A 19,681-nucleotide genomic window follows, 5' to 3' on the forward strand; every position below is an offset into this window, starting at 1 on the left:
AAGCCTGTTTTAAAATGTATAAATGAAAGTCTGTATAGCCGAAAAACCCAGTGTTGCGCGTGAGATTGCTTCTGTTCTAGGAGCTAATACGCAGCGCGATGGCTATTATGAAGGCAACGGTTACGCGGTAACTTATACCTTCGGACATTTATGCACCTTAAAGGAACCCAATGATTATAAACCTTATTGGAAAAGTTGGGATCTGAATAATTTACCTATGCTTCCAGAGAAATTTGAAACTAAAGTGGTTTCAAATTCAGGGATTCAGAAGCAATTTAAAATTGTAAAAAGTTTATTTGATAAGGCCGAAGTGGTTATAAACTGCGGGGATGCCGGGCAAGAAGGAGAACTCATTCAGCGTTGGGTGTTGAATGAAGCTAATTATAAGGGCGAGGTTCAGCGCTTATGGATTTCTTCCTTAACTACCGAAGCTATTAAAGAAGGTTTTGAAAGTTTGAAACCTTCTGCAGATTACGATAACCTGTATTATGCTGGTTTTTCTAGAGCGATTGGCGATTGGTTGTTAGGTATGAACGCCACACGATTATACACTGTAAAACACGGTGGTTATAAACAAGTGCTTTCTGTTGGACGTGTGCAAACGCCAACTTTAGCTATGGTGGTGAATCGTTTTAAGGAAATAGAAAATTTTAAGCCACAACCTTACTGGGAGTTGCAAACCCAATATCGTGATACGCTTTTTAGTTATGAAGAAGGGCGTTTTTTAAAGAAAGCAGATGGAGAGGCTTTAGCGAATAAAGTCAAGGAAAGCGAATTTGAAATTGATTCGATTACCAAGAAAAAAGGTAAAGAATACGCGCCAAAATTATTTGATTTAACGGGTTTACAGGTGTATTGTAATACTAAGTTTGGCTTTTCGGCAGACGAAACGCTTAAAATAGTACAAGCATTATACGAACGAAAAGTCGTGACTTACCCAAGAGTAGATACCACTTTTTTACCAAATGATATTTATCCGAAAGTTTCAGGTATTCTTCAAAAACTTACCAATTACGGGACCTTAACACAGCCGCTTTTGGGTAAGAAAATTAAAAAATCGTCTCGCGTTTTTAACGATAAAAAAGTAACCGATCACCATGCCATTATACCAACGGGTATGCAAACGCACTTACAGGCTGCGCAACAACAGGTTTACGATATTATTGTAAAGCGTTTTATTGCGGTCTTTTATGATGATTGTACCGTGTCAAATACCACCGTTTTAGGAAATGCTGCTAAAATTGTGTTTAAAACCACAGGAAAGGAAATTTTAGAAAAAGGATGGCGTGTTGTTTTTGAAAACCCACATGCTAAGGAAAAGGAATCTGGCATCTTACCAACTTTTGTTAAAGGAGAAAAAGGGCCACATGAACCGTCGTTTTTAGAAAAGGAAACCAAGCCGCCTAATCAATTTACTGAAGCTTCCTTACTACGAGCCATGGAAACGGCAGGTAAGCAAGTTGATGATGAAGAGTTACGTGATTTAATGAAAGAAAACGGTATTGGACGACCATCGACACGAGCCAATATTATTGAAACGCTTTTTAGAAGAAAGTACATAAAACGAAATAAAAAACAGGTTTTACCCACAGTTACAGGTATTCAGTTGATTGATACGATTCAGAATGATTTACTGAAATCTGCCGAGTTAACGGGGTCTTGGGAAAAACAGTTAAAAGATATCGAAAAAGGAGAATTTAGTGCCGCTGCGTTTATTAAAAATATGAAACACATGGTTGATGCCTTGGTTTATGAAGTACGCAGCGAAACCAAACGCGCTAATATTTCTTATGAAACGGTGCAAAAACAGCGTGCGGCGAAGGCTGAGACTAAAAAGGTTGCGGGGATTTTAAATGAAAGCTGTCCGAAATGTAAAAAGGGAAAACTATTAAAAGGAAAAACAGCCTATGGGTGTAGTGCCTATAAAGCGGGTTGTGATTTTGTCCTGCCTTTTAGTTTTGCTGATAAAAAAATATCTGAAAAGCAATTTATTCGTTTGCTTCAGAAAGGTTCTACCGTAAACTTGAAAGGCTTTAAAACGGAAGCAGGAACTGTTGAAGGCTTGTTGCGTTTTGATGATGAATTCCAATTAAAGTTAGAACCGAAAAAGACTTCCGCGAAAGCGATAGAAAAACCAACTTCTGATGCTTTGGCTTGTCCGAAATGTAAAAAAGGTACCGTACTAAAAGGAAAAACGGCCTACGGATGCAGCGCCTATAAATCGGGCTGCGATTTTAAAATGACCTTCGATGCCGTGAGAAGCGCTATGAACGGACAAAAACCTACCAAAGCATTGGTGCATCAAATATTAAATGGAAGCGTTTAAAACGATACACAGGCACTTTATAATTTACAAGCCGTATGGTTTTTTGAGTCAGTTTAAAAGTCATGACTCCAAGCAACAATCTAAAAATTTTCTGGGGTCTCTACATGATTTCCCTGAAGGCATAATGTCTATTGGTCGCCTGGATGAAAAATCTGAAGGTTTATTGTTATTAACCACCGATGGAAAAATGAGCGATTATGTAAACAGTCGGAAAGTAGAGAAGGAATATTACGCGCAAGTAGATGGAGCAATTTCCGCGGAAGCGATAGCACAATTAAAATCAGGAGTAGAGATAGGTTTTAATGGTAAAAAGTACCAAACCAAACCCTGTAAAGCCTTTGCTTTAGAAACGTTACCAGATTTACCAACCCGATCGAAAAAAATTAGAGATGAACGTCATGGTCCGGCACCATGGATTTCGGTGACTTTAAAAGAAGGTAAATTTAGACAAGTACGAAAAATGACTTCAGCAGTGGGCTTTCCTACTTTGCGTTTGGTACGCGTTAGAGTAGGAGATATCAAGTTAAATAACATGCAACCTGGCGAAGTCGTTGAAATCCCCAATTTAAGCTCCCTCCTTGAGGAGGGCCGGGGAGGTGTTTTATAACTCGAGGAGAGTTAGGGAGGTGTTGGCGAGCTTGCAAGCTGCTCACAATTCCGCAAAAATCAAACCTCCAATTTCTTAAGCTCTCTATAATTTCTGTTTAAACGTTTTAATAATAAACCGTATAACAGCTTGTAAAACAACCAAAAACAAAGCAAGAAAAACAGCGCCATAACAAAGCAGACACCATAGAATACTAACATTTCTGAAGTGCTAGCGTTGGTGAGCATGTTAGAAGCTTCAGTAGAGTGTTTAATGCCGAAATATAAACCGAGTATGATTGAAATAAAAAGTACGATGAGGTTGTATAGCACGTAGTACTTTATGATTTTACGTGTTTTTAGGATGCTTTCCATGAGTTTTTTAGCATTATCGGTAACCGAAATGGCCTTCTGTGATTTAAACAACAGATAAACAAAAAGTAGGATAATAGCATATGAAACCACATTGATAAGCACCAAAACTGTTTTGTTAGAGTAAACAAGGTCTAGTTGCTCGTTGTATGATTTCGAAAAGAAAGTAGGTAAAACATTAATTAGAATCCAAAAAACAAGCTCAGCAATACTGATATAAAACAGCGTCTTTACTATAGAAGACGATTTTTTATGCAGCATGGCATAAATAGATTTCGCAGAAACCTTATGATTGTCGGAACTTTGATTCCAATCTTTCTTTAATAAATCTAATTCATCCATAGGGTTACGGATTTAAAATGGTTTTAAGTTTCGTTTTAATTCTATTCATCTTCACGCGGGCATTCACTTCACTAATTCCCAAAGTTTCACTTATTTCTCTATAGTCTTTGTCTTCTAAATACAGAAACACTAAAGCTTTTTCGATATCATTTAATTGATGTACGGCTTGGTAAAGTACTTTTAATTGTTGCTCCTGGGTATCGTCGTACTCTTCAGCACTTATTTTAAATGAGACACCTTCAAAATCTTGTGTGCTAATGGTGCGTTTAGATTTTCTATAAAGCGTAATGGCGGTATTTAATCCCACACGATACATCCAGGTACTAAACTTGGCATCTCCTCTAAATTTCGGATACGCTTTCCATAACTGAATGGTGATTTCTTGAAACAAGTCGTTATGCGCATCGTAATTATTGGTGTACAAACGACAGACCTTGTGCACGATATTTTGGTGCTTTTCAAGTAATTCAACAAAATTATGTTCTAACTCTTTATTCAAGGGGTTGGATTAGTTATGATGTAAGTGTTCCAAAGTTTTAAATTGTTACACTTCTGTAGATTTTTTTTAATAATACTGCTTGGTTTTCTAAAAGGATATGGGAAATAAGACTGTAAATTAAAGATTTAGAGCGGTTTATAGTTGAGGTTTTTAAGATTTATTTATTATTGAAGTAAAAGTTTAGGGTGATTTTATAATTATCTGGTTTTTAGGTTTTTAAATATTAATGATAGATAAAATCTATGGTGGTGAAAAACTTAAATAATTGATTATTAGAAGGGCTAATATATGAAAAAAATATAATTGAAAAATTTCATAGGTCCATGTGTTTATTAATTACTAAAAAGGCTTCTGGTGAGTTCATTTTTTTGAGTGAAATATTATAGGTAAATATCTTTAAATGAGTTGTTTGTTATGATAATTGTCATATTTTTTTTGAGTTAAATTTCTTAGTTTTAGAATATTAATCAGTTCTAAAATATATCATCATGAAAGCTAAGAAAAATCCCGTAGTAGACATTGGGAGAAATAGCAGTATATATTTTGCTATTGGATTAAATATCATGTTGTTTTTTACTTGGCAGGCTTTAGAAATTAAAACCTATGAAGTAGACCAAGACCTTGTTGAAATTATCAATATGGAAAAACAATATGAAGAAGAAATTCCAATTGTGAACGTAAATACGCCACCCCCACCGCCACCTCCTGCATCTGTTCAAGAGTCTATCAAGATTATTGAAGATGTGGTTGAAATTGAAGAAACGGTTATTGAAAGTTCTGAAATCGGACTAGAAGATGCTATTGTTGCGCCAATTCCTGTAGCTGTTGAAGCTGTAGAAGTTGAAGAAGTTGAAGAAGATGTTCAAGTGCCGTTTGCTGTTATAGAACATGTGCCTGTATTTCCTGGTTGCGAACAAGGCTCTAATCAAGAGAAGATTGCTTGTTTTCAAGAAAAAATGAAGGCGCACATTTCTAAGCATTTTAAATATCCGCAAGCTGCTTTAGATTTAGGTACCCAAGGTCGTGTGTCTGTAGTATTTATAATTGATACTACTGGAAAAATTTCATCAATAAAATCAAGAGGCCCAGATAAAATTTTAGAAAAAGAAGCAGAACGCATTATAAGTTTACTGCCTAATATGACCCCAGGCAAGCAACGCGGAAAACCCGTAAAAGTTTCTTATGCTGTGCCTATATTCTTTAAATTTGAAGAGCGTTGAGTAAATTATAGTTGAATTAAAAAATTAGAGGCGGTTTGAATACCTTACTTTTCAAACCGTCTCCTTTACGTTTATACCTGGTTTCTACATTTCATCTCATAGTTTCTACAGTTCAGTCAAACTGTTTTTCAAAATCAGTTCTTCTGTTAGATATTTGCTTCATCATTAATCTTAAAACGTATCATTATGAAAAATCAAGACTATCACCTTAAACTTCATTCCCGTGAAAACGGGAATCTAAAAAACAACCGTAACCTCCACCGAAAAACTTTTCACTAAATTTAACTTTTAACTTCTAACTTTCGAACCCTTATGTCAAAATCTGCTAAAAATAGCATCATATTATTTGTTGTAGCCTGTATTGCTTTTGTAATAGGGACCTTAATTAACGGTGGATTTGAAGCTAGAAATGCAAACACACTCCTCATAGATTTTGTGTTTTATCAATTGTATGGTTTCGTGTTAGGGTATTCAAATATGTATTTCTTTAAGTATTTGAATGGTTTAAATTGGAAGAAAAAGGCCTATGCCAAACGAATTATAATCGGTGTTTTCGGGTCGATAGTCATCACTTTAGTAGGATTGTTTGTCTTGCGTTCAGCCTCGGCAATGGTTTATTATGACATGGACTTTAATACTTTCTTAAGTCGTGAGAAGATTGAATATTATCAATTCGGACTCTGGATTACCCTTACCATTGTAGCCATATTTCATGTTATTTATTATTACAATAGATATCAGCAAAACAAGTTAAAAGAGCAAAAAGTTATTGCAGGGACCGCCAGTGCAAAGTTTGACGCCTTAAAAAATCAATTAGACCCGCATTTTCTGTTTAACAGTTTAAATGTATTAACCAGTTTAATTGAAGAAAATCCTAAAAACGCACAAAAATTCACCACTGGATTATCAAAAGTGTACCGCTATGTTTTAGAACAAAAAAGTAAAGAGTTAGTTACGGTAGATGAAGAATTGCAGTTCGCAAAAACTTACATGTCCTTACTAAAAATGCGTTTTGAAGACAGTATCGTGTTCACGATGCCAGAGCAGGCTTCTAATCCAGAAAGTAAGGTCGTGCCGCTATCATTACAGCTTTTATTAGAAAACGCCGTAAAACATAATATGGTGACCTCCAGCAAGCCATTGCACATCACCATATATGAAGAAGGACATAATTTAGTGGTTGAAAACAATTTTCAGCCCAAACAAATAGTAAAAAAGAGTAGTGGAGTAGGTTTAAATAATATTAACCAACGCTATAATTTACTCACCAATCGTAAAGTCAATATAACCAAAGAAGCAAAGCGTTTTGCTGTGTCAATCCCTATGCTTACTAAAAAAATATCAATTATGAGAACAACATCACATACACATTTAGACGATAGTTACGTACGCGCACGCAAACACGTAGAAGAATTAAAAGGCTTTTATTACAGCTTAGCATCCTATTGGGTAGTCATTCCATTTTTAATTTTTGTAAACTATAAAACCTTTTGGGGCTTCCAGTGGTTTTGGTTTCCTATGTTTGGCTGGGGTTTAGGCCTTGTTATTCAAGCCTTCCGCGTTTTTGTAGACGACGGTGCTTTTGGCCGAAACTGGGAAAAACGCAAACTTGAACAATTTATGAAAGAAGAAAAAAGCAAATGGAACTAATACCATTTTAACCATATAATGTCGCATATAATTTGTTTCTTTTTCGCCCATATTTCAATATAAAATAAAACCGTAGCTCATGCTATGCTTGAATTTTCTATCTCATTTGAACAAAAAATAATTCAAATTAAAAACACGACATTATACAGTTAAATTGGTATAAATATAACATCATGGAATCAGATTATAATCACGAAAATTATCAAAAGGAAGAAGCGTATTTAAGAGCCGAAAAACGCTTAAAAGAACTCAAAGGTTTCTACTGGCATGCCTTTTGGTATGTGGCCGTCAACATTTTTATCACCGGTATGATCGTATTCAACGGAGGGCAATTTTGGAACTTTGGCACCTTTGCAACGCCGCTTTTTTGGGGTATAGGTTTAGCATTTCATGGGTTATGTATCTTCGGTAAAGATTTCGTTTTTGGAAAATCGTGGGAAGAGCGAAAAATAAAAGAATACATGGAAAAGGAACAAGAAAATTTTCAATAGTCATGGAAACAGAAGAAAAGAAACATCAGCTATATATTGAAGCTAAGAAAAAAGTAAAAGACCTAAAGATATTCTACATCCATTTTGTGGGCTATCTCATTGTAGTGCTATTACTTTGCTATAATTTATATATTATGTCAGGACCACATAAACCGTTTTTTCAATGGTTTGATATTAGTATTCTCGTTGGGTGGACGATCTTTATTTCCTACCATGCTTGGAATGTGTTTAAAGGCCGGTTATTTTTCAAGAAACGTTGGGAAGACGAGAAATTACGAAAATTTATGGATGCCGAAAACCAGACTTCACGTTGGGAATAAAAATAATAAATATTTGGGCGTTACCACAAGGGTCGGGCTTTCCGTTGCAATCTTTTTTTAGGCAAATTCAAGTGGTTTTTTCGGCTTTAAAAGGTCGTCGAAAGCCTCAAAACAAAAGCAAGTTCACAAATAAAAAAAAGGATTTTCACTGCAATCCCTAACGCAAAGCCCGTTTCTAATTAAACTTATAGAAAAAAATGAATGTCATAATTATAGAAGACGAAAAACCATCAGCAAGACGCTTACAACGGATGTTAACAACTTTAAACCTCGAAACCGAAGTCATGCTACATTCGGTAGAAGAATCTATAAACTGGTTTAAAACCAACACCCATCCTGATTTAATATTTTTAGACATTCAACTTAGCGACGGACTCTCATTCGAGATTTTTGAAGCTATAGAAGTGAAGTCGGCCATAATTTTCACCACAGCTTATGACGAATACGCGCTTAAAGCCTTCAAATTAAACAGCATTGATTATTTGCTAAAACCCATAGACGAAGACGAGCTAGCTACAGCTGTAGAAAAATTTAAAGAACGCGCACCGCTGCCCCAAGGAGTGACTTTAGATTTCGAAGATATTAAAAAACTGCTTGTAAATCCAATTGACCGCGCCTATAAAAAACGCTTTTCAGTAAAAGTAGGGCAACATTTAAAACTCATTAATATTGAAGATATTGAATGTGTGTACAGCGAAAATAAAGGCACCTATATTCATACTTCCGAAGGAAGAAATTATTTGTTAGACGCCACTTTAGATTTTTTGGAAAACGAACTAGAACCTGAAACCTTTTTCCGCATCAACCGTAAATTCTTTGTAAATATTAATGCCATTAAAGACATGGTAAGTTATACCAATTCCCGTTTACAAATAAAATTAAACAGTTATAAGGAGCAAGACGTTATCGTTGCTCGCGAGCGTGTAAAAGATTTTAAAGCCTGGTTGGAGTAATTATTACTTCTTCGTTAATCGCTTTAGTGCAACCCATTGTTTGAGCATTTCTCTAGAATCTTGCGCAGGGTAACCCAATACGGTTTGTCCGGCTTTTATATCTCCAATAACACCAGATCCTGCACCTACAGTAGCTCCAGATTCAATAGTGGTATGGTCTTTAATAGAAGCACTTCCGCCAATAATAACACCATCACCTAAGGTTACAGAACCAGCTAAACCACTGTGTCCAGCCATAATACAAGAACGTCCCATAACACTGTTGTGCGCGATTTGAACCAGGTTGTCAATTTTACATCCATCTCCAATAATGGTCGAACTAAATTTAGCTCGATCCACACAAGAGTTCGCACCAATTTCTACATAATGTCCAATAATCACGTTTCCTATTTGCGGGATTTTAACCAAGCCACGACCATCATCGCTAGGGCGGTAACCAAACCCGTCTGCACCAATGCTCACATTAGTATGGAAAATACAATGACTACCAATAATACAACGTTCTCTAATTATTGTTCCAGACCAAACTGTGGTGTAATCACCAATAATCGTTTCGTCATAAACACAAACATTAGGGTATAGCGTCACACCATCGCCAAGAACAACATTTGGCCCGATATAACAGTTAGCACCAATTTTACAATCGGAACCAATTTTTACCGTTTCATGTATTACCGCAGTTGGGTGCATTTCAACTTCAAACTCTGGAGCTGGCGGACTAAACATTTCTAAAATGCTAGCCATGGCCAAATCGGCGTTGGGCACTTTAATTAAAGCTTTATTTTCTCCCGGTTCAAGTTGAATATTGTTGTTTATAACAGCAGCACAAGCTTGGGTGGTTTCCCAAAGTTTACTGTATTTGGCACTTCCAATAAAAGTAATATGATTGTTTTTTGCGTTTTTTAATTGTTCAGGACCTTCAATAAGTACATCGGTATTACCTATTAATTCACCTTTTAAAATATCATTAATTTCTTGAATTGTATATGAAGCCATGGAGTTGTTTAGTTTACTTATTGCCGTAAAGCTAATAGAAAAATAACAATTATCCTTTTATTTAGTCATCAATCCTGTTTTCATCAAAGGCAGAAGGCAAAAGATTTGGTATAAATTTTATCACTAGTGGCAGTAAAATAGCGCCACCAGGAAGTAAAAATATGGCTAAACTCGGAATGGATTTAAAAATATCTAACAGCTGTTCTTGTACCTTTTTCTGCTCTGCTTTGGTTAATTCTCGCTTTGTAGATTGCGATATTAACACCATAAGTTCTTTACTTTCTTTTATCTCAGAGTACAAGCGTTTGCTGTTTCTCGTAATGAGTTTAAAAACCATTTTACTAGAATTGTTGTAAAAGGTCTGTACAATATTTGATGAACTTAAAAGCGCAATGCTTTTCTCATTTATTGTATAAAACCGATTTACCGATTTTATAGACTGGTGGATGGTAATCAGATTTAAACCCATGTCTAAGCCTAATTTTTCTAAAAACTGATGCTCATCGGTATCAATCATGCGGTCGCCCCAAGTCGCCATGCAAGCTAAGTCTAAAATATATTGCTTTTCAAACGGGCTTTTTAAATAGGTTAGGGCTTGGTCGTAATTTATATAACTACGGTCACTATAACGTAGAGAGGCTTCAAAGAGTTTAATTAAACTGTCTTCGTATTGATTTTTAATGTCTTTAGAGTTTAAAACCCCTAAGGTGATCGAAACAATAGACGCTTCAATGTTTTTTAGGTAATCTTTTGAGATGCTTTGTTGTTTTAAATATTCAGCATACGCTAAAACATCAACATAAAGTAAGGCGTTAATAACAAAGTAATTGAAGTTTTTTGTGAGGATATTATCATTAATATGAACACGCTTTTGAATGATTTTTTCAAGTTGTTCACTAGACTTTTTTCCTCCTAAGATATCCTGGAAAAGAGATGTTTTAATTTCGTTTATGTTCGTATAAAAATTGATAACACTTTCACTAAAATGTACTTTGCTTTTTGAGTTCTCGTGTGCGTATAGCAAGGCTAAAACCAGGTTGGTTTTGCATATTTCTTCTTCAGTAAGATCACTTTTTGGTAAGCTTTGCGCAACAACATCTAGGTTGTTGCCATATATAAAACCGCAATGTCTTAGGGTGATATAAAATTCTTCCTCACTGTATTTTAAAAAGAGGTTGAAGTTATAAAGTTCTTTAAGCAGCTTGTTTATCCAACCTGCAGCCGATGGATTCATAGTTATGGATTATGGTGCAAAAGTAATGTTTTCAATAATGAAATCGCTAACAATTCCTTTAACAAAACTTTAACAAAACCGCTATTTTCTTTTTTTCGTAGGTATGGGTGAGAGTCAAAAAATAACTTAAACAAAATCTCAAACATTATGAAAAATTTTAAAGCAGTATTAGGAATTGGAGTGATCGCATTAGCGGCTTTCTTCATTGTTGCAGCCGATCACATTGACGCGCCTGCAGTACAAGGTGGTAATAGTGATATTACCGATTTTTATGCCTTTCAAGGCGAAAACACAGATAATTTAGTTTTTGTAGCGAACCTTCAAGGCTTATTAAGTCCGTCGGCTACAGGAGCAGCATTATTTGATGAAAATGTGTTGGTGGAATTTAATATCGATACCGATCAAGACAACATGGAAGATTTAGTGATTCAAGCCATTCCTAGAGATGGTAAAATGTACTTCTTCGGTCCTGTAGCACCTTCTCAAACTGGTTTGGAAAGCACCATTCAATCTGACGCGATGGTAGGTGGCGCTGTAGATATTTCAGCTTATGGCGACAGTCCGAAAACAGCATCTTACGACGGTATGAAATTTTTTGCTGGCCCACGTGATGATCCGTTTTTCATGGATTTCGCTCAGTATTCAGAAATTATAGCTGGTAATGCAGGGAGCTTCAATATGCCAGGGGCAGATACTTTTAAAGGGACTAACGTGATGTCTATTGTAGTAGAAGTTCCAAAATCTATGATTGGTACTTCAGGAACCATCAATACTTGGGTAGAATCTAAAAGAAAATAATAACAACAACTTAAAAATAGAATCAAATGAAAACTTTAAATAAAATATTAGTTATGCTAGCCGTTTCATTAGTAGCATTTAACTGTTCTAACGACGACGATAATCAAGTTATAATAACAGGCCCAGATTTTTCTGGAACTTACATGCAGGAAGATCAAATGGGTAGGCCAGCAGTAAATACAGTTTTTGTGGCTTCAGCCGATAAAGACGCGTTTAACGTTACGGTACCTTCAAATCAAGATGCGGCGTTTCAAAGTAAATTTCAAACCAATTTAATGGCTTTAAGTCCAGCATTTGCAAATGCAGGTGACATGAATGCTTTAGGGCAAGATGCTGCAGCATTCACAGGATTATTAGCTACCGATGTACTTAACGTTTCCTTGGATGGTACCACTACGTTTTATGATGGCACCAACGTTTTAACAGGACGTGCCCTAGCAGATGACGTGATTACAGTAGAATTGTTACTGATTTTTGGTGGTGAAGATTTCACTGAAAACCCAGGATTATCTAACGATAACGTTGATGCCAATGATAAAGCCTTTTTGACCTCATTTCCTTACCTAGCATCACCACATTAAGCGGTTCTCTCTCAACCTCTCTCTCCGGGATTAAGGCACATGCCTTTCTCCTGGAGATTTTTAAACTCAAAAAAAACCTAAAAACTCAAACATTATGAAACCATTTAAATACATAGCATTTATTTGTTTATTGGTAGTTCAAGTTAGTTGTACGAAAACATCAAAACAAATAACCAGTACGCAAGATTACAATAGCACTTTAGAAATTACCGAGAACGAAAAACTAGAATTAGCACTGGCCGATTTTAATTTTTGGGATGAAAAACTGCAAAAAACACCTAATCAGTTTCCTTACTTAGCAAAAGCTGCGGCTTCTCAAACGCAAATTTTTAATAGCACAGGCCGTATTGATGCTTTAATTAAAGCTGAAAACTATTTAATAGAAGTTAATAAATCAACAAACTACGAAAAATCAGGGTACTTAAAAGCCCTAGCCAGAAACTACATTTCTCAGCATAAATTCAAAGCTGCATTAGATTTATTAAAAAAAGCTGAAGCCAATGGCGAAGGCTTGAAGGGTACAGAAAAAATGCTTTTCGATGTCTGTCTTGAATTGGGCGATTACGATTCCGCGAAAGCGTATTTAGAAAAAATTAGAAAAGACGAAGATTTCGATTATCTCATACGCCTTTCAAAATGGTCGGACCATAGAGGCGATTTAAATGCTGCGATAAAATACCTTGAAAAAGCTAAAGTGATTGCAGATTTATCAAATTTACCTAGTAAGAAGCAATGGGTTTATACCAATTTGGCCGATTACTATGGACATGCAGGTGAAATAAAAACGTCATATAATTATTACTTAAAGGCTTTAGACATTGACCCTAACGATGCTTATGCTAAAAAAGGTATTGCATGGATTGTGTATTCTCATGAAAAAAATCCGAATGAAGCCCTGCGCATTTTAAATCGTATTTCACAAAACTATAAATCACCAGATATTTATTTATTAAAATCTGAAATCGCCGAGTTTCAAGGTGATTTAGATGCCAAGATTAAATATTTCAATTTATACACCATGGCTGTTGAAAACCCTAAATATGGTGCCATGTACAATAAATACAATGCCTTACTATATGCTGAAGATGAAAAGAAAACGGCCGATGCCTTAAAAATTTCATTAGAAGAAATTGAAAATAGACCAACGCCAGCATCTTACGATTTATTGGCATGGACGTACTTCAAATCTGGTGATTACAAACAAGCTCTAAAAATTGCCGAAACTCATGTGGTGGGTAAAACATCGGAACCTGATGTTTTGTTGCATTTATCTGAGATTTACAAGGCGAATGGAAAGGTAGAGAAAGCTGAAGAATTAAAAAAAGAATTACTAGAAAGCACTTTTGAATTAGGTCCATTAGCAGAACAACAAATAAACAGAATTTAATGAGCAGGTCTATGAATTACATCAGTCAGTTTACTTTTTTGATACTGTGTTTGTTTGTAACTACTTTGCAAGGGCAAGACCTTAAAGGTGTTGTTGTAAGCCAGGCGAATCAGCCCTTAGAAGCTGTTTATGTTTATAATTTAAACTCAAAAGTACATGCGCATTCTTCTGAAAGTGGTTTGTTTGCTTTAGAGAATAGCAAAGTAGGAGATTCCATAAAATTAGGATTATTGGGGTATGAAAACCAAATTTTAGTTTTAACAGGCTCAAATTTTGAATCGAAATTAAGCGTTACTTTAAAGGAGAAAATTTTTCAGCTTGACGAATTGGTTATCCGTGAAACGCTAAACCCCTTAAATACGATCGCCAGATTAGATTTAAGCACCTCACCGGTAAATTCATCTCAAGAAATTTTAAGAAAAGTACCGGGATTAATTATTGGTCAGCATGCCGGTGGCGGAAAAGCAGAACAAATTTTTTTAAGAGGATTTGATATCGATCACGGTACCGATGTGGCTATTCAAGTTGATGGTATGCCAGTCAATATGGTATCTCATGCGCACGGACAAGGGTATAGTGATTTGCACTTTATAATTCCAGAAACGGTAAACAATATCGATTTTGGCAAAGGGCCTTATTATGCCCATAAAGGTGATTTTGATACGGCGGGGTATATCGATTTTTCTACAAAAGATTATTTAGGAGAGAGTACGGTGGCCTTGTCAGTTGGTCAGTTTAATTCCTTACGAACTTTAGGTATGTTCGATTTATTAGAAAACACTCCAAATCAGAATGCCTATGCCGCAGTAGAATATATTGCGACTGACGGGCCTTTTGAATCGCCTCAAAATTTTAATAGGCTAAACATGTTTGGTAAATACGTGATGTTTTCTCCTGAAAATGATAAACTCTCTTTAACGGTTTCGCACTTTACAAGCCGTTGGGATGCTTCAGGGCAAATTCCACAACGTGAAGTGGATAACGGAAACATCACACGTTTTGGAGCTATTGATGATACCGAAGGCGGAAATACCCAACGTACCAATTTGAATGTTGAATATGCCAAGCAAGTTTCCGAGAAATCGTTGTTAAAAACAAACGCTTTTTATGTGAAAAATCAATTTGAATTGTATTCAAATTTTACGTTTTTTCTTGAAGATCCTATTAACGGTGATCAAATCAAACAAAAAGAAAATCGTGATATCTTTGGCTTAAATAGCATGTTAACTCACGATACACGATTGGGTGATACAGAAGTAAAAATAACATCTGGATTAGGTTTTAGACAAGATATCACGAACGATACCGAGTTGTCAAAAACGCTGAACAGAACAACAACTTTAGAATTTGTGCAATTGGGAGATATTAATCAAACTAATATTAATGGGTTTGCAAATGCAGATTTTGAATTTGGAAAATTGACCGTGGCTCCTGGGTTACGATTGGATTATTTTAAGTTTATGTATAATGACAAATTGCAATCCGAGTACGAGACTTTAGCGCAAACGAAAACTATTGTATCTCCAAAACTGAATTTTTTCTATGCAGCAAAAGATAATTTACAACTGTATGTGAAATCGGGGATAGGCTTTCATTCAAATGATGCTCGTGTGGTTTTAGATAATCAAATTGATGATATTTTACCTAGAGCTTACGGTGTAGATGTGGGGAATATTTGGAAACCGACTTCTAAATTGGTTGTGAACACCGCATTGTGGTATTTGTTTTTAGAACAAGAATTCGTTTACGTGGGTGATGCAGGAATTGTTGAGCCTAGTGGAAAAACGGAGCGTTTCGGATTAGATTTAGGACTGCGTTATCAGCTAAATGATTGGTTGTTTTTTGATACCGATGCGACTCTAACAAAGGCCAGAAGTGTTGATGAACCTAGCGGAGAAGATTACATCCCGTTAGCGCCAAGCTTCACCTTAACAGGAGGTTTGGCTCTTAATAATTGGAAAGGATTTTCAGGAGGATTGCGCTACCGTTTTATTGATGATAGACCAGCAAATGAAGATAATAGCATCATCGCTGAAGGTTATTTTGTTACAGATTTTAATCTGAATTACACCATTGGTCAAGTGACTTTAGGTGTTGCTATTGAGAACCTGTTTGATACCGAATGGAATGAAACTCAATTTGCTACAGAGTCGCGATTACAAAACGAACCCCAATCAGTGACTGAAATACATTTTACACCAGGAACCCCGTTTTTTGCTAAAGGAACGATTTCGTACAGATTTTAAAAAAAATGACTTGACTTTTAGGTTTTACGTCGAGTTTGTAAGCGTTCAGTTTTAATTAATTGGGCGCTTATTTTTTTTAAGAGTAGATTTTCGTCAAACTGAACTTATTTCAGTTTCTCATAATGATTGGTTTCTATGAGGTGATTCTAAAAAAAGTCCCAAAATGACGATTAGTTTGTTGTTTATTAAGAATTAGTTTTATATAAATCTAGAGCCAAATTTAAAATGGTTTTTATGGTATCGATTGGAAGATCTTCATTAGGGTTTATTCTGAAGATTTTCATTCGCGAACGACTTCCTGTTTCTAATTGCGGATGTTCAATACGGTTACCATCAACAATTAAATAATAAGGTTCTAGTGTTTTTTTGTCCGTCCAGATATAGCAGAACATTTTTCCTTTATAACAAAAGCAAGGCATACCGTATTTTGTAGTTTCTGTAATATTTTCATCAAATTGAAGCAAAATATCACGCATGGCCAGCACACAACTTTTAATAGGTTCTTCTTTTTTGAAATAGAATGTGTCGTTGTTAGGCATGGTTGAAGATGGTTTTAATGTTGGAGGGTGTCATGTTAAAGTACAAGCTTATTAAATAACGTTTTTTTTCAGTTAAAGCTACTAAAATTTCAACCCTAAATTTACATCAAAAGGAAATCCAATAGTTAAATTTCCAGTAGTATTATTTTTGAACTTATATTCTGTTCCAGTTGTCATGTAGTACTTTGAAGGTTCTTCAATGTTTAGCATTTGAAGGTTTCTACGCTCCACTTTTCTCGATTGTGCCCCTAAAGATGTTGACCATCTTTCTGAAATGTTATATTTAATCAAAACCGGAATTTCTAAAGTATTAAAATAAAACCCTTTTCTATATGAAATACCATTTTGAAGTGTCAATTTTTTTGATAGCGGAATGTTGCTCAAAAAACTAGCACTGAAGAGATTGTCTTTTATTTGGATTGGTGGCTCTTCTTGGTTTGAAATAATACTTTGTTGAGCTGAACCTATAATTGCAAATAGATATAAAAATAAAAGTATTGATTTCATAATAAAAATGTTGGTTTATTAGACAAACTTAATCTTATTCTGACATTGCAGGTGTTAAATAGCTCTTAATATGTTAGTTAAATAAAATATAAAATTAAACTTTGAGATTTTTAGAATGCGTTTGAATTTTGAAAAAGTATCTGTCAGTATTTTTTAATTTATATTTGTGAAGAAAGTATGGTAGTGTACGCTGCCTTATACCGTTTCAATTAGAACCACCTGCGTTTTCTAAATAATTAATTGCTAATTTAGAAGCGTTTATTAAGGCTATATGACTAAAACCAAAACCAAAGATTTTTTATTTTCTATTGAGCAAATCCCTTCGTTATTGTACCTTTTAAAATGGACTTTAATTTGTGCGGTTTTAGGGGCTATTGTAGGTAGTGTTTCAGCATTTTTCTTAATAAGTTTAGAGTGGGCTACAGATTATCGCGAGTCCAACCAATGGATTATTTGGCTCTTACCAATTGGCGGATTCATAATAGGGCTCTCTTATCACTTATACGGTAATAGTGTGGTTAAAGGCAATAATTTGTTGCTCGAAGAATTTCATTCACCGAAAAAAATTATTCCTTTTAGAATGGTACCACTGGTGTTGTTTGGTACAGTTTTAACCCATTTATTTGGTGGTTCGGCCGGTCGAGAGGGTACGGCAGTGCAAATGGGAGGGGCGATTGCCGATAGATTCACTAAGATTTTAAAATTAAAGAATCGCGACCGGAAAATTCTTTTAATCGCTGGTATCAGTGCTGGTTTTGCCTCAGTGTTCGGAACCCCTTTAGCGGGAGGTATCTTTGCTTTGGAAGTCCTCATCCTTGGAAGAATACGTCTCGATGCCATTATTCCTAGTTTTTTGGCAGCTGTTTTTGCCAATTACTTTTGCCATATTTGGAATGTATCACATACCCATTATACGATTAGTACTGTGGCTGAAATGACACCGGTAAATGTATTGTGGTGTTTGTTGGCAGGAATTATTTTCGGACTCGTAGCCATGCTTTTTTCTAAATCCACACACTTTTGGGGACATCTATTTGGGAAGTTTATTAAATATCCGCCGTTGCGACCTGTGGTTGGTGGTGTGATATTGGCGGTGACTATTTATTTGATGGGTACTACAAAATACATTGGTTTAGGTATCCCAATGATTGTTGATGCTTTTAGTGTTGAGCTTAACTCATACGATTTTATTCTGAAATTATTATTCACTTCATTTACGCTAGGAGCCGGGTTTAAAGGCGGCGAAGTAACACCCTTATTCTTTATTGGTGCAGCCTTAGGGAATGTGTTAATATGGTTTATCCCTTTACCCATGGGCTTACTTGCAGGTATGGGATTTGTGGCGGTTTTTGCCGGTGCTACCAATACACCGATTGCCTGTACGGTTATGGGTATAGAGCTTTTTGGGATTGAATCGGGTGTTTTTATTGCCTTAGCCTGTTCGACAGCCTATGTGTTTTCAGGGCATTCAGGGGTATATTCGTCTCAAATTATTGGAAGTCCGAAAAACAACTCTTTCCTTCGTGAAAAAGGGTTACATCTCTCTGAAATTAAAGATAAAAGAACCAAACATGAAGCACCTGATAACGATTAGAATCTATTTTGAGTACGGACAAAAAATTGAGAATAATTCTTTTTGGAAGAAATTATATGGTTCAGATTTTTCGGAAGTCTTGATGAAACGTGCCAAAAACTTTGGATTGCATCAAGTACTTCATCTTAATGTGAGTAAAGGGTATTTGAATGACCAGAGTGTAAACTGGGGGCAACATGAAATCCGAAACCATAAACACCCACATCTGATTGAAATCCTAGATTCCGAAGAAAAAATTAATGCTTTTTTAGACGAAGAAAAACTGCTGCTTCAAAATACTAAAATTTTAATGGTTAAGGGTGAAGTTTTGTTGAGGTGATTTTTTATAAAATTTAATCATTTAGATACGCTTTTCAGAGCTTCAATAATATCATCTGGTTCAGAGCGTGTTCTATAATCCACATCTACGTAACGCCATACTACAATACCGTGAGTATCTAATATAAAAGTTGCAGGAATTGGTAAAATACTGCCATCACCATTGTTGATTTTATCCAAATCCAAATTACGGTCTACGCGCATGTGCTCGGCTAAAAATTCAGGAACTTTCCAGGCGACACCGTATTGGGTAGCTACTTTAGCATCTTGATCGGATAAGACGGTAAACTCCATGTCGTTAATTTCTGATTCAGATAAAGAGTCATCAGGTACCTGCGGACTCACAGCAACTAAGGTTGCTCCGAGTTCGTGGATTTCAGAAAGCTTACTTTGTAGAGCTCGAAGCTGTAAGTTGCAATAAGGACACCAATCACCACGGTAAAAAGTGACAACCACAGGGCCTTTATCAAGTAAGCCTTCTAAATTTATTAAAGTACCTTCAGCATTTGGAAGCTTGAAATTTGGTGCTTTTTGGTTAACTTTTAGGGCTTTTTCACCTTGTTGAAGCGCTTTTGCTTCATTTATGATGTCATCAACGCCTTGCATGAATTCTGGTTTGGCTTGACGGCCAGCAGCAATTTTAGCTTCGGTTTGTGCTTTTAATGTTTTCATTTGGCTTGTTTTTGAATTTTGTTCATAAAGCAAACCCTTCAGTTTTTTGAA

Annotated in this window: 20 protein-coding genes; 13 read left to right on the forward strand and 7 right to left on the reverse strand. The window is 35.6% G+C overall.

Features of this window, described 5'->3' with window-relative positions; translation table 11 throughout:
• Positions 1 to 22 precede the first annotated feature (22 nt).
• Together Q4566_RS00495 and Q4566_RS00500 are read left to right on the forward strand one after the other, a co-directional pair.
• Positions 23 to 2,326, forward strand: coding sequence for a type IA DNA topoisomerase (locus Q4566_RS00495; RefSeq protein WP_303417178.1), 2,304 nt, complete (start codon positions 23 to 25; stop codon positions 2,324 to 2,326).
• Positions 2,313 to 2,933, forward strand: coding sequence for a pseudouridine synthase (locus Q4566_RS00500; RefSeq protein WP_303417180.1), 621 nt, complete (start codon positions 2,313 to 2,315; stop codon positions 2,931 to 2,933). Before Q4566_RS00495 ends, Q4566_RS00500 begins: the two co-directional genes overlap by 14 nt.
• 59 nt (positions 2,934 to 2,992) lie before the next feature.
• Here the strand turns inward: Q4566_RS00500 and Q4566_RS00505 are convergent, their stop codons facing one another.
• Both Q4566_RS00505 and Q4566_RS00510 read right to left on the reverse strand, forming a co-directional pair.
• On the reverse strand, positions 2,993 to 3,625 hold the full coding sequence (locus Q4566_RS00505; protein ID WP_303417182.1) for a hypothetical protein: 633 nt from the start codon (positions 3,623 to 3,625) through the stop codon (positions 2,993 to 2,995).
• 4 nt (positions 3,626 to 3,629) lie between these two features.
• The gene (locus Q4566_RS00510; RefSeq protein WP_303417184.1) at positions 3,630 to 4,124 is read right to left on the reverse strand and encodes an RNA polymerase sigma factor; all 495 of its coding nucleotides are present in this window, start codon (positions 4,122 to 4,124) and stop codon (positions 3,630 to 3,632) included.
• Positions 4,125 to 4,612: 488 nt separating this feature from the next.
• On the opposite strand from Q4566_RS00510, the gene Q4566_RS00515 reads away from it, so the two are divergent.
• The 5 genes from Q4566_RS00515 (at position 4,613) to Q4566_RS00535 (ending at position 8,758) form a co-directional block, all read left to right on the forward strand.
• Positions 4,613 to 5,344 carry an energy transducer TonB gene (locus tag Q4566_RS00515; protein WP_303417186.1) on the forward strand — a complete coding sequence of 244 codons (732 nt, stop codon included), beginning with the start codon at positions 4,613 to 4,615 and terminating at the stop codon, positions 5,342 to 5,344.
• A 312-nt stretch (positions 5,345 to 5,656) separates the two neighbouring features.
• A complete protein-coding gene (locus tag Q4566_RS00520) occupies positions 5,657 to 6,994 on the forward strand; it encodes a histidine kinase (RefSeq protein WP_303417188.1) in 1,338 nt (445 codons plus the stop codon).
• Positions 6,995 to 7,167: 173 nt separating this feature from the next.
• Positions 7,168 to 7,485, forward strand: a complete 318-nt coding sequence (locus Q4566_RS00525) for a 2TM domain-containing protein (protein ID WP_303417190.1) — start codon at positions 7,168 to 7,170, stop codon at positions 7,483 to 7,485.
• 2 nt (positions 7,486 to 7,487) lie between these two features.
• Entirely contained in the window at positions 7,488 to 7,805 is a 318-nt protein-coding gene (locus Q4566_RS00530; RefSeq protein ID WP_303417191.1) for a 2TM domain-containing protein, read from the forward strand.
• A gap of 197 nt (positions 7,806 to 8,002) precedes the next feature.
• Positions 8,003 to 8,758 (forward strand): LytTR family DNA-binding domain-containing protein, encoded by a 756-nt coding sequence (locus Q4566_RS00535; RefSeq protein ID WP_303417193.1) that lies wholly within the window; start codon positions 8,003 to 8,005, stop codon positions 8,756 to 8,758.
• A 3-nt stretch (positions 8,759 to 8,761) separates the two neighbouring features.
• On the opposite strand, the gene lpxD is transcribed toward Q4566_RS00535, so the two are convergent.
• Both lpxD and Q4566_RS00545 read right to left on the reverse strand, forming a co-directional pair.
• Positions 8,762 to 9,754 carry a UDP-3-O-(3-hydroxymyristoyl)glucosamine N-acyltransferase gene (gene lpxD, locus Q4566_RS00540; protein WP_303417194.1) on the reverse strand — a complete coding sequence of 331 codons (993 nt, stop codon included), beginning with the start codon at positions 9,752 to 9,754 and terminating at the stop codon, positions 8,762 to 8,764.
• Between the two features lie 61 nt (positions 9,755 to 9,815).
• Entirely contained in the window at positions 9,816 to 10,988 is a 1,173-nt protein-coding gene (locus Q4566_RS00545; protein ID WP_303417197.1) for an LETM1-related biofilm-associated protein, read from the reverse strand.
• Positions 10,989 to 11,135: 147 nt separating this feature from the next.
• On the opposite strand from Q4566_RS00545, the gene Q4566_RS00550 reads away from it, so the two are divergent.
• The 4 genes from Q4566_RS00550 (at position 11,136) to Q4566_RS00565 (ending at position 16,000) form a co-directional block, all read left to right on the forward strand.
• Positions 11,136 to 11,786 (forward strand): DUF4331 family protein, encoded by a 651-nt coding sequence (locus Q4566_RS00550; RefSeq protein WP_303417199.1) that lies wholly within the window; start codon positions 11,136 to 11,138, stop codon positions 11,784 to 11,786.
• A gap of 26 nt (positions 11,787 to 11,812) precedes the next feature.
• Positions 11,813 to 12,367: a DUF4331 family protein gene (locus tag Q4566_RS00555; protein WP_303417201.1), complete on the forward strand. Its 555-nt coding sequence runs from the start codon at positions 11,813 to 11,815 to the stop codon at positions 12,365 to 12,367.
• 94 nt (positions 12,368 to 12,461) lie between these two features.
• Complete coding sequence (locus Q4566_RS00560; RefSeq protein WP_303417203.1) at positions 12,462 to 13,754, forward strand: cell surface protein; 1,293 nt, start codon at positions 12,462 to 12,464, stop codon at positions 13,752 to 13,754.
• Positions 13,754 to 16,000 carry a TonB-dependent receptor plug domain-containing protein gene (locus Q4566_RS00565; protein ID WP_303417205.1) on the forward strand — a complete coding sequence of 749 codons (2,247 nt, stop codon included), beginning with the start codon at positions 13,754 to 13,756 and terminating at the stop codon, positions 15,998 to 16,000. The genes Q4566_RS00560 and Q4566_RS00565 overlap by 1 nt, the downstream gene beginning before the upstream one ends.
• 185 nt (positions 16,001 to 16,185) lie before the next feature.
• On the opposite strand, the gene Q4566_RS00570 is transcribed toward Q4566_RS00565, so the two are convergent.
• Both Q4566_RS00570 and Q4566_RS00575 read right to left on the reverse strand, forming a co-directional pair.
• Complete coding sequence (locus tag Q4566_RS00570) at positions 16,186 to 16,539, reverse strand: DUF1801 domain-containing protein (protein WP_303417207.1); 354 nt, start codon at positions 16,537 to 16,539, stop codon at positions 16,186 to 16,188.
• Between the two features lie 81 nt (positions 16,540 to 16,620).
• On the reverse strand, positions 16,621 to 17,046 hold the full coding sequence (locus Q4566_RS00575) for a hypothetical protein (protein WP_303417209.1): 426 nt from the start codon (positions 17,044 to 17,046) through the stop codon (positions 16,621 to 16,623).
• A gap of 271 nt (positions 17,047 to 17,317) precedes the next feature.
• On the opposite strand from Q4566_RS00575, the gene Q4566_RS00580 reads away from it, so the two are divergent.
• A complete protein-coding gene (locus Q4566_RS00580) occupies positions 17,318 to 18,640 on the forward strand; it encodes a voltage-gated chloride channel family protein (protein ID WP_303417211.1) in 1,323 nt (440 codons plus the stop codon).
• The gene (locus Q4566_RS00585; protein WP_303417213.1) at positions 18,618 to 18,959 is read left to right on the forward strand and encodes a DUF190 domain-containing protein; all 342 of its coding nucleotides are present in this window, start codon (positions 18,618 to 18,620) and stop codon (positions 18,957 to 18,959) included. The genes Q4566_RS00580 and Q4566_RS00585 overlap by 23 nt, the downstream gene beginning before the upstream one ends.
• A 17-nt stretch (positions 18,960 to 18,976) precedes the next feature.
• Here Q4566_RS00585 and Q4566_RS00590 read toward each other — a convergent pair whose 3' ends face one another.
• Positions 18,977 to 19,630, reverse strand: a complete 654-nt coding sequence (locus Q4566_RS00590) for a peroxiredoxin-like family protein (RefSeq protein ID WP_303417215.1) — start codon at positions 19,628 to 19,630, stop codon at positions 18,977 to 18,979.
• Between the last annotated feature and the right edge of the window lie 51 nt (positions 19,631 to 19,681).

This window comes from Tamlana sp. 2_MG-2023 (genome assembly GCF_030548465.1).
Taxonomy (GTDB): Bacteria; Bacteroidota; Bacteroidia; order Flavobacteriales; family Flavobacteriaceae; genus Pseudotamlana.

What these genes read in the sequence shown, in the direction of transcription:
- Q4566_RS00495 (WP_303417178.1), top strand. Translation starts at nt 23, where the DNA reads ATGAAAGTCTGTATAGCCGAAAAACCCAGTGTTGCGCGTGAGATTGCT.
- Q4566_RS00500 (WP_303417180.1), top strand. Translation starts at nt 2,313, where the DNA reads ATGGAAGCGTTTAAAACGATACACAGGCACTTTATAATTTACAAGCCG.
- Q4566_RS00505 (WP_303417182.1), bottom strand. Translation starts at nt 3,625, where the DNA reads ATGGATGAATTAGATTTATTAAAGAAAGATTGGAATCAAAGTTCCGAC.
- Q4566_RS00515 (WP_303417186.1), top strand. Translation starts at nt 4,613, where the DNA reads ATGAAAGCTAAGAAAAATCCCGTAGTAGACATTGGGAGAAATAGCAGT.
- Q4566_RS00520 (WP_303417188.1), top strand. Translation starts at nt 5,657, where the DNA reads ATGTCAAAATCTGCTAAAAATAGCATCATATTATTTGTTGTAGCCTGT.
- Q4566_RS00525 (WP_303417190.1), top strand. Translation starts at nt 7,168, where the DNA reads ATGGAATCAGATTATAATCACGAAAATTATCAAAAGGAAGAAGCGTAT.
- Q4566_RS00530 (WP_303417191.1), top strand. Translation starts at nt 7,488, where the DNA reads ATGGAAACAGAAGAAAAGAAACATCAGCTATATATTGAAGCTAAGAAA.
- Q4566_RS00535 (WP_303417193.1), top strand. Translation starts at nt 8,003, where the DNA reads ATGAATGTCATAATTATAGAAGACGAAAAACCATCAGCAAGACGCTTA.
- lpxD (WP_303417194.1), bottom strand. Translation starts at nt 9,754, where the DNA reads ATGGCTTCATATACAATTCAAGAAATTAATGATATTTTAAAAGGTGAA.
- Q4566_RS00545 (WP_303417197.1), bottom strand. Translation starts at nt 10,988, where the DNA reads ATGAATCCATCGGCTGCAGGTTGGATAAACAAGCTGCTTAAAGAACTT.
- Q4566_RS00550 (WP_303417199.1), top strand. Translation starts at nt 11,136, where the DNA reads ATGAAAAATTTTAAAGCAGTATTAGGAATTGGAGTGATCGCATTAGCG.
- Q4566_RS00555 (WP_303417201.1), top strand. Translation starts at nt 11,813, where the DNA reads ATGAAAACTTTAAATAAAATATTAGTTATGCTAGCCGTTTCATTAGTA.
- Q4566_RS00560 (WP_303417203.1), top strand. Translation starts at nt 12,462, where the DNA reads ATGAAACCATTTAAATACATAGCATTTATTTGTTTATTGGTAGTTCAA.
- Q4566_RS00565 (WP_303417205.1), top strand. Translation starts at nt 13,754, where the DNA reads ATGAGCAGGTCTATGAATTACATCAGTCAGTTTACTTTTTTGATACTG.
- Q4566_RS00570 (WP_303417207.1), bottom strand. Translation starts at nt 16,539, where the DNA reads ATGCCTAACAACGACACATTCTATTTCAAAAAAGAAGAACCTATTAAA.
- Q4566_RS00575 (WP_303417209.1), bottom strand. Translation starts at nt 17,046, where the DNA reads ATGAAATCAATACTTTTATTTTTATATCTATTTGCAATTATAGGTTCA.
- Q4566_RS00580 (WP_303417211.1), top strand. Translation starts at nt 17,318, where the DNA reads ATGACTAAAACCAAAACCAAAGATTTTTTATTTTCTATTGAGCAAATC.
- Q4566_RS00585 (WP_303417213.1), top strand. Translation starts at nt 18,618, where the DNA reads ATGAAGCACCTGATAACGATTAGAATCTATTTTGAGTACGGACAAAAA.
- Q4566_RS00590 (WP_303417215.1), bottom strand. Translation starts at nt 19,630, where the DNA reads ATGAAAACATTAAAAGCACAAACCGAAGCTAAAATTGCTGCTGGCCGT.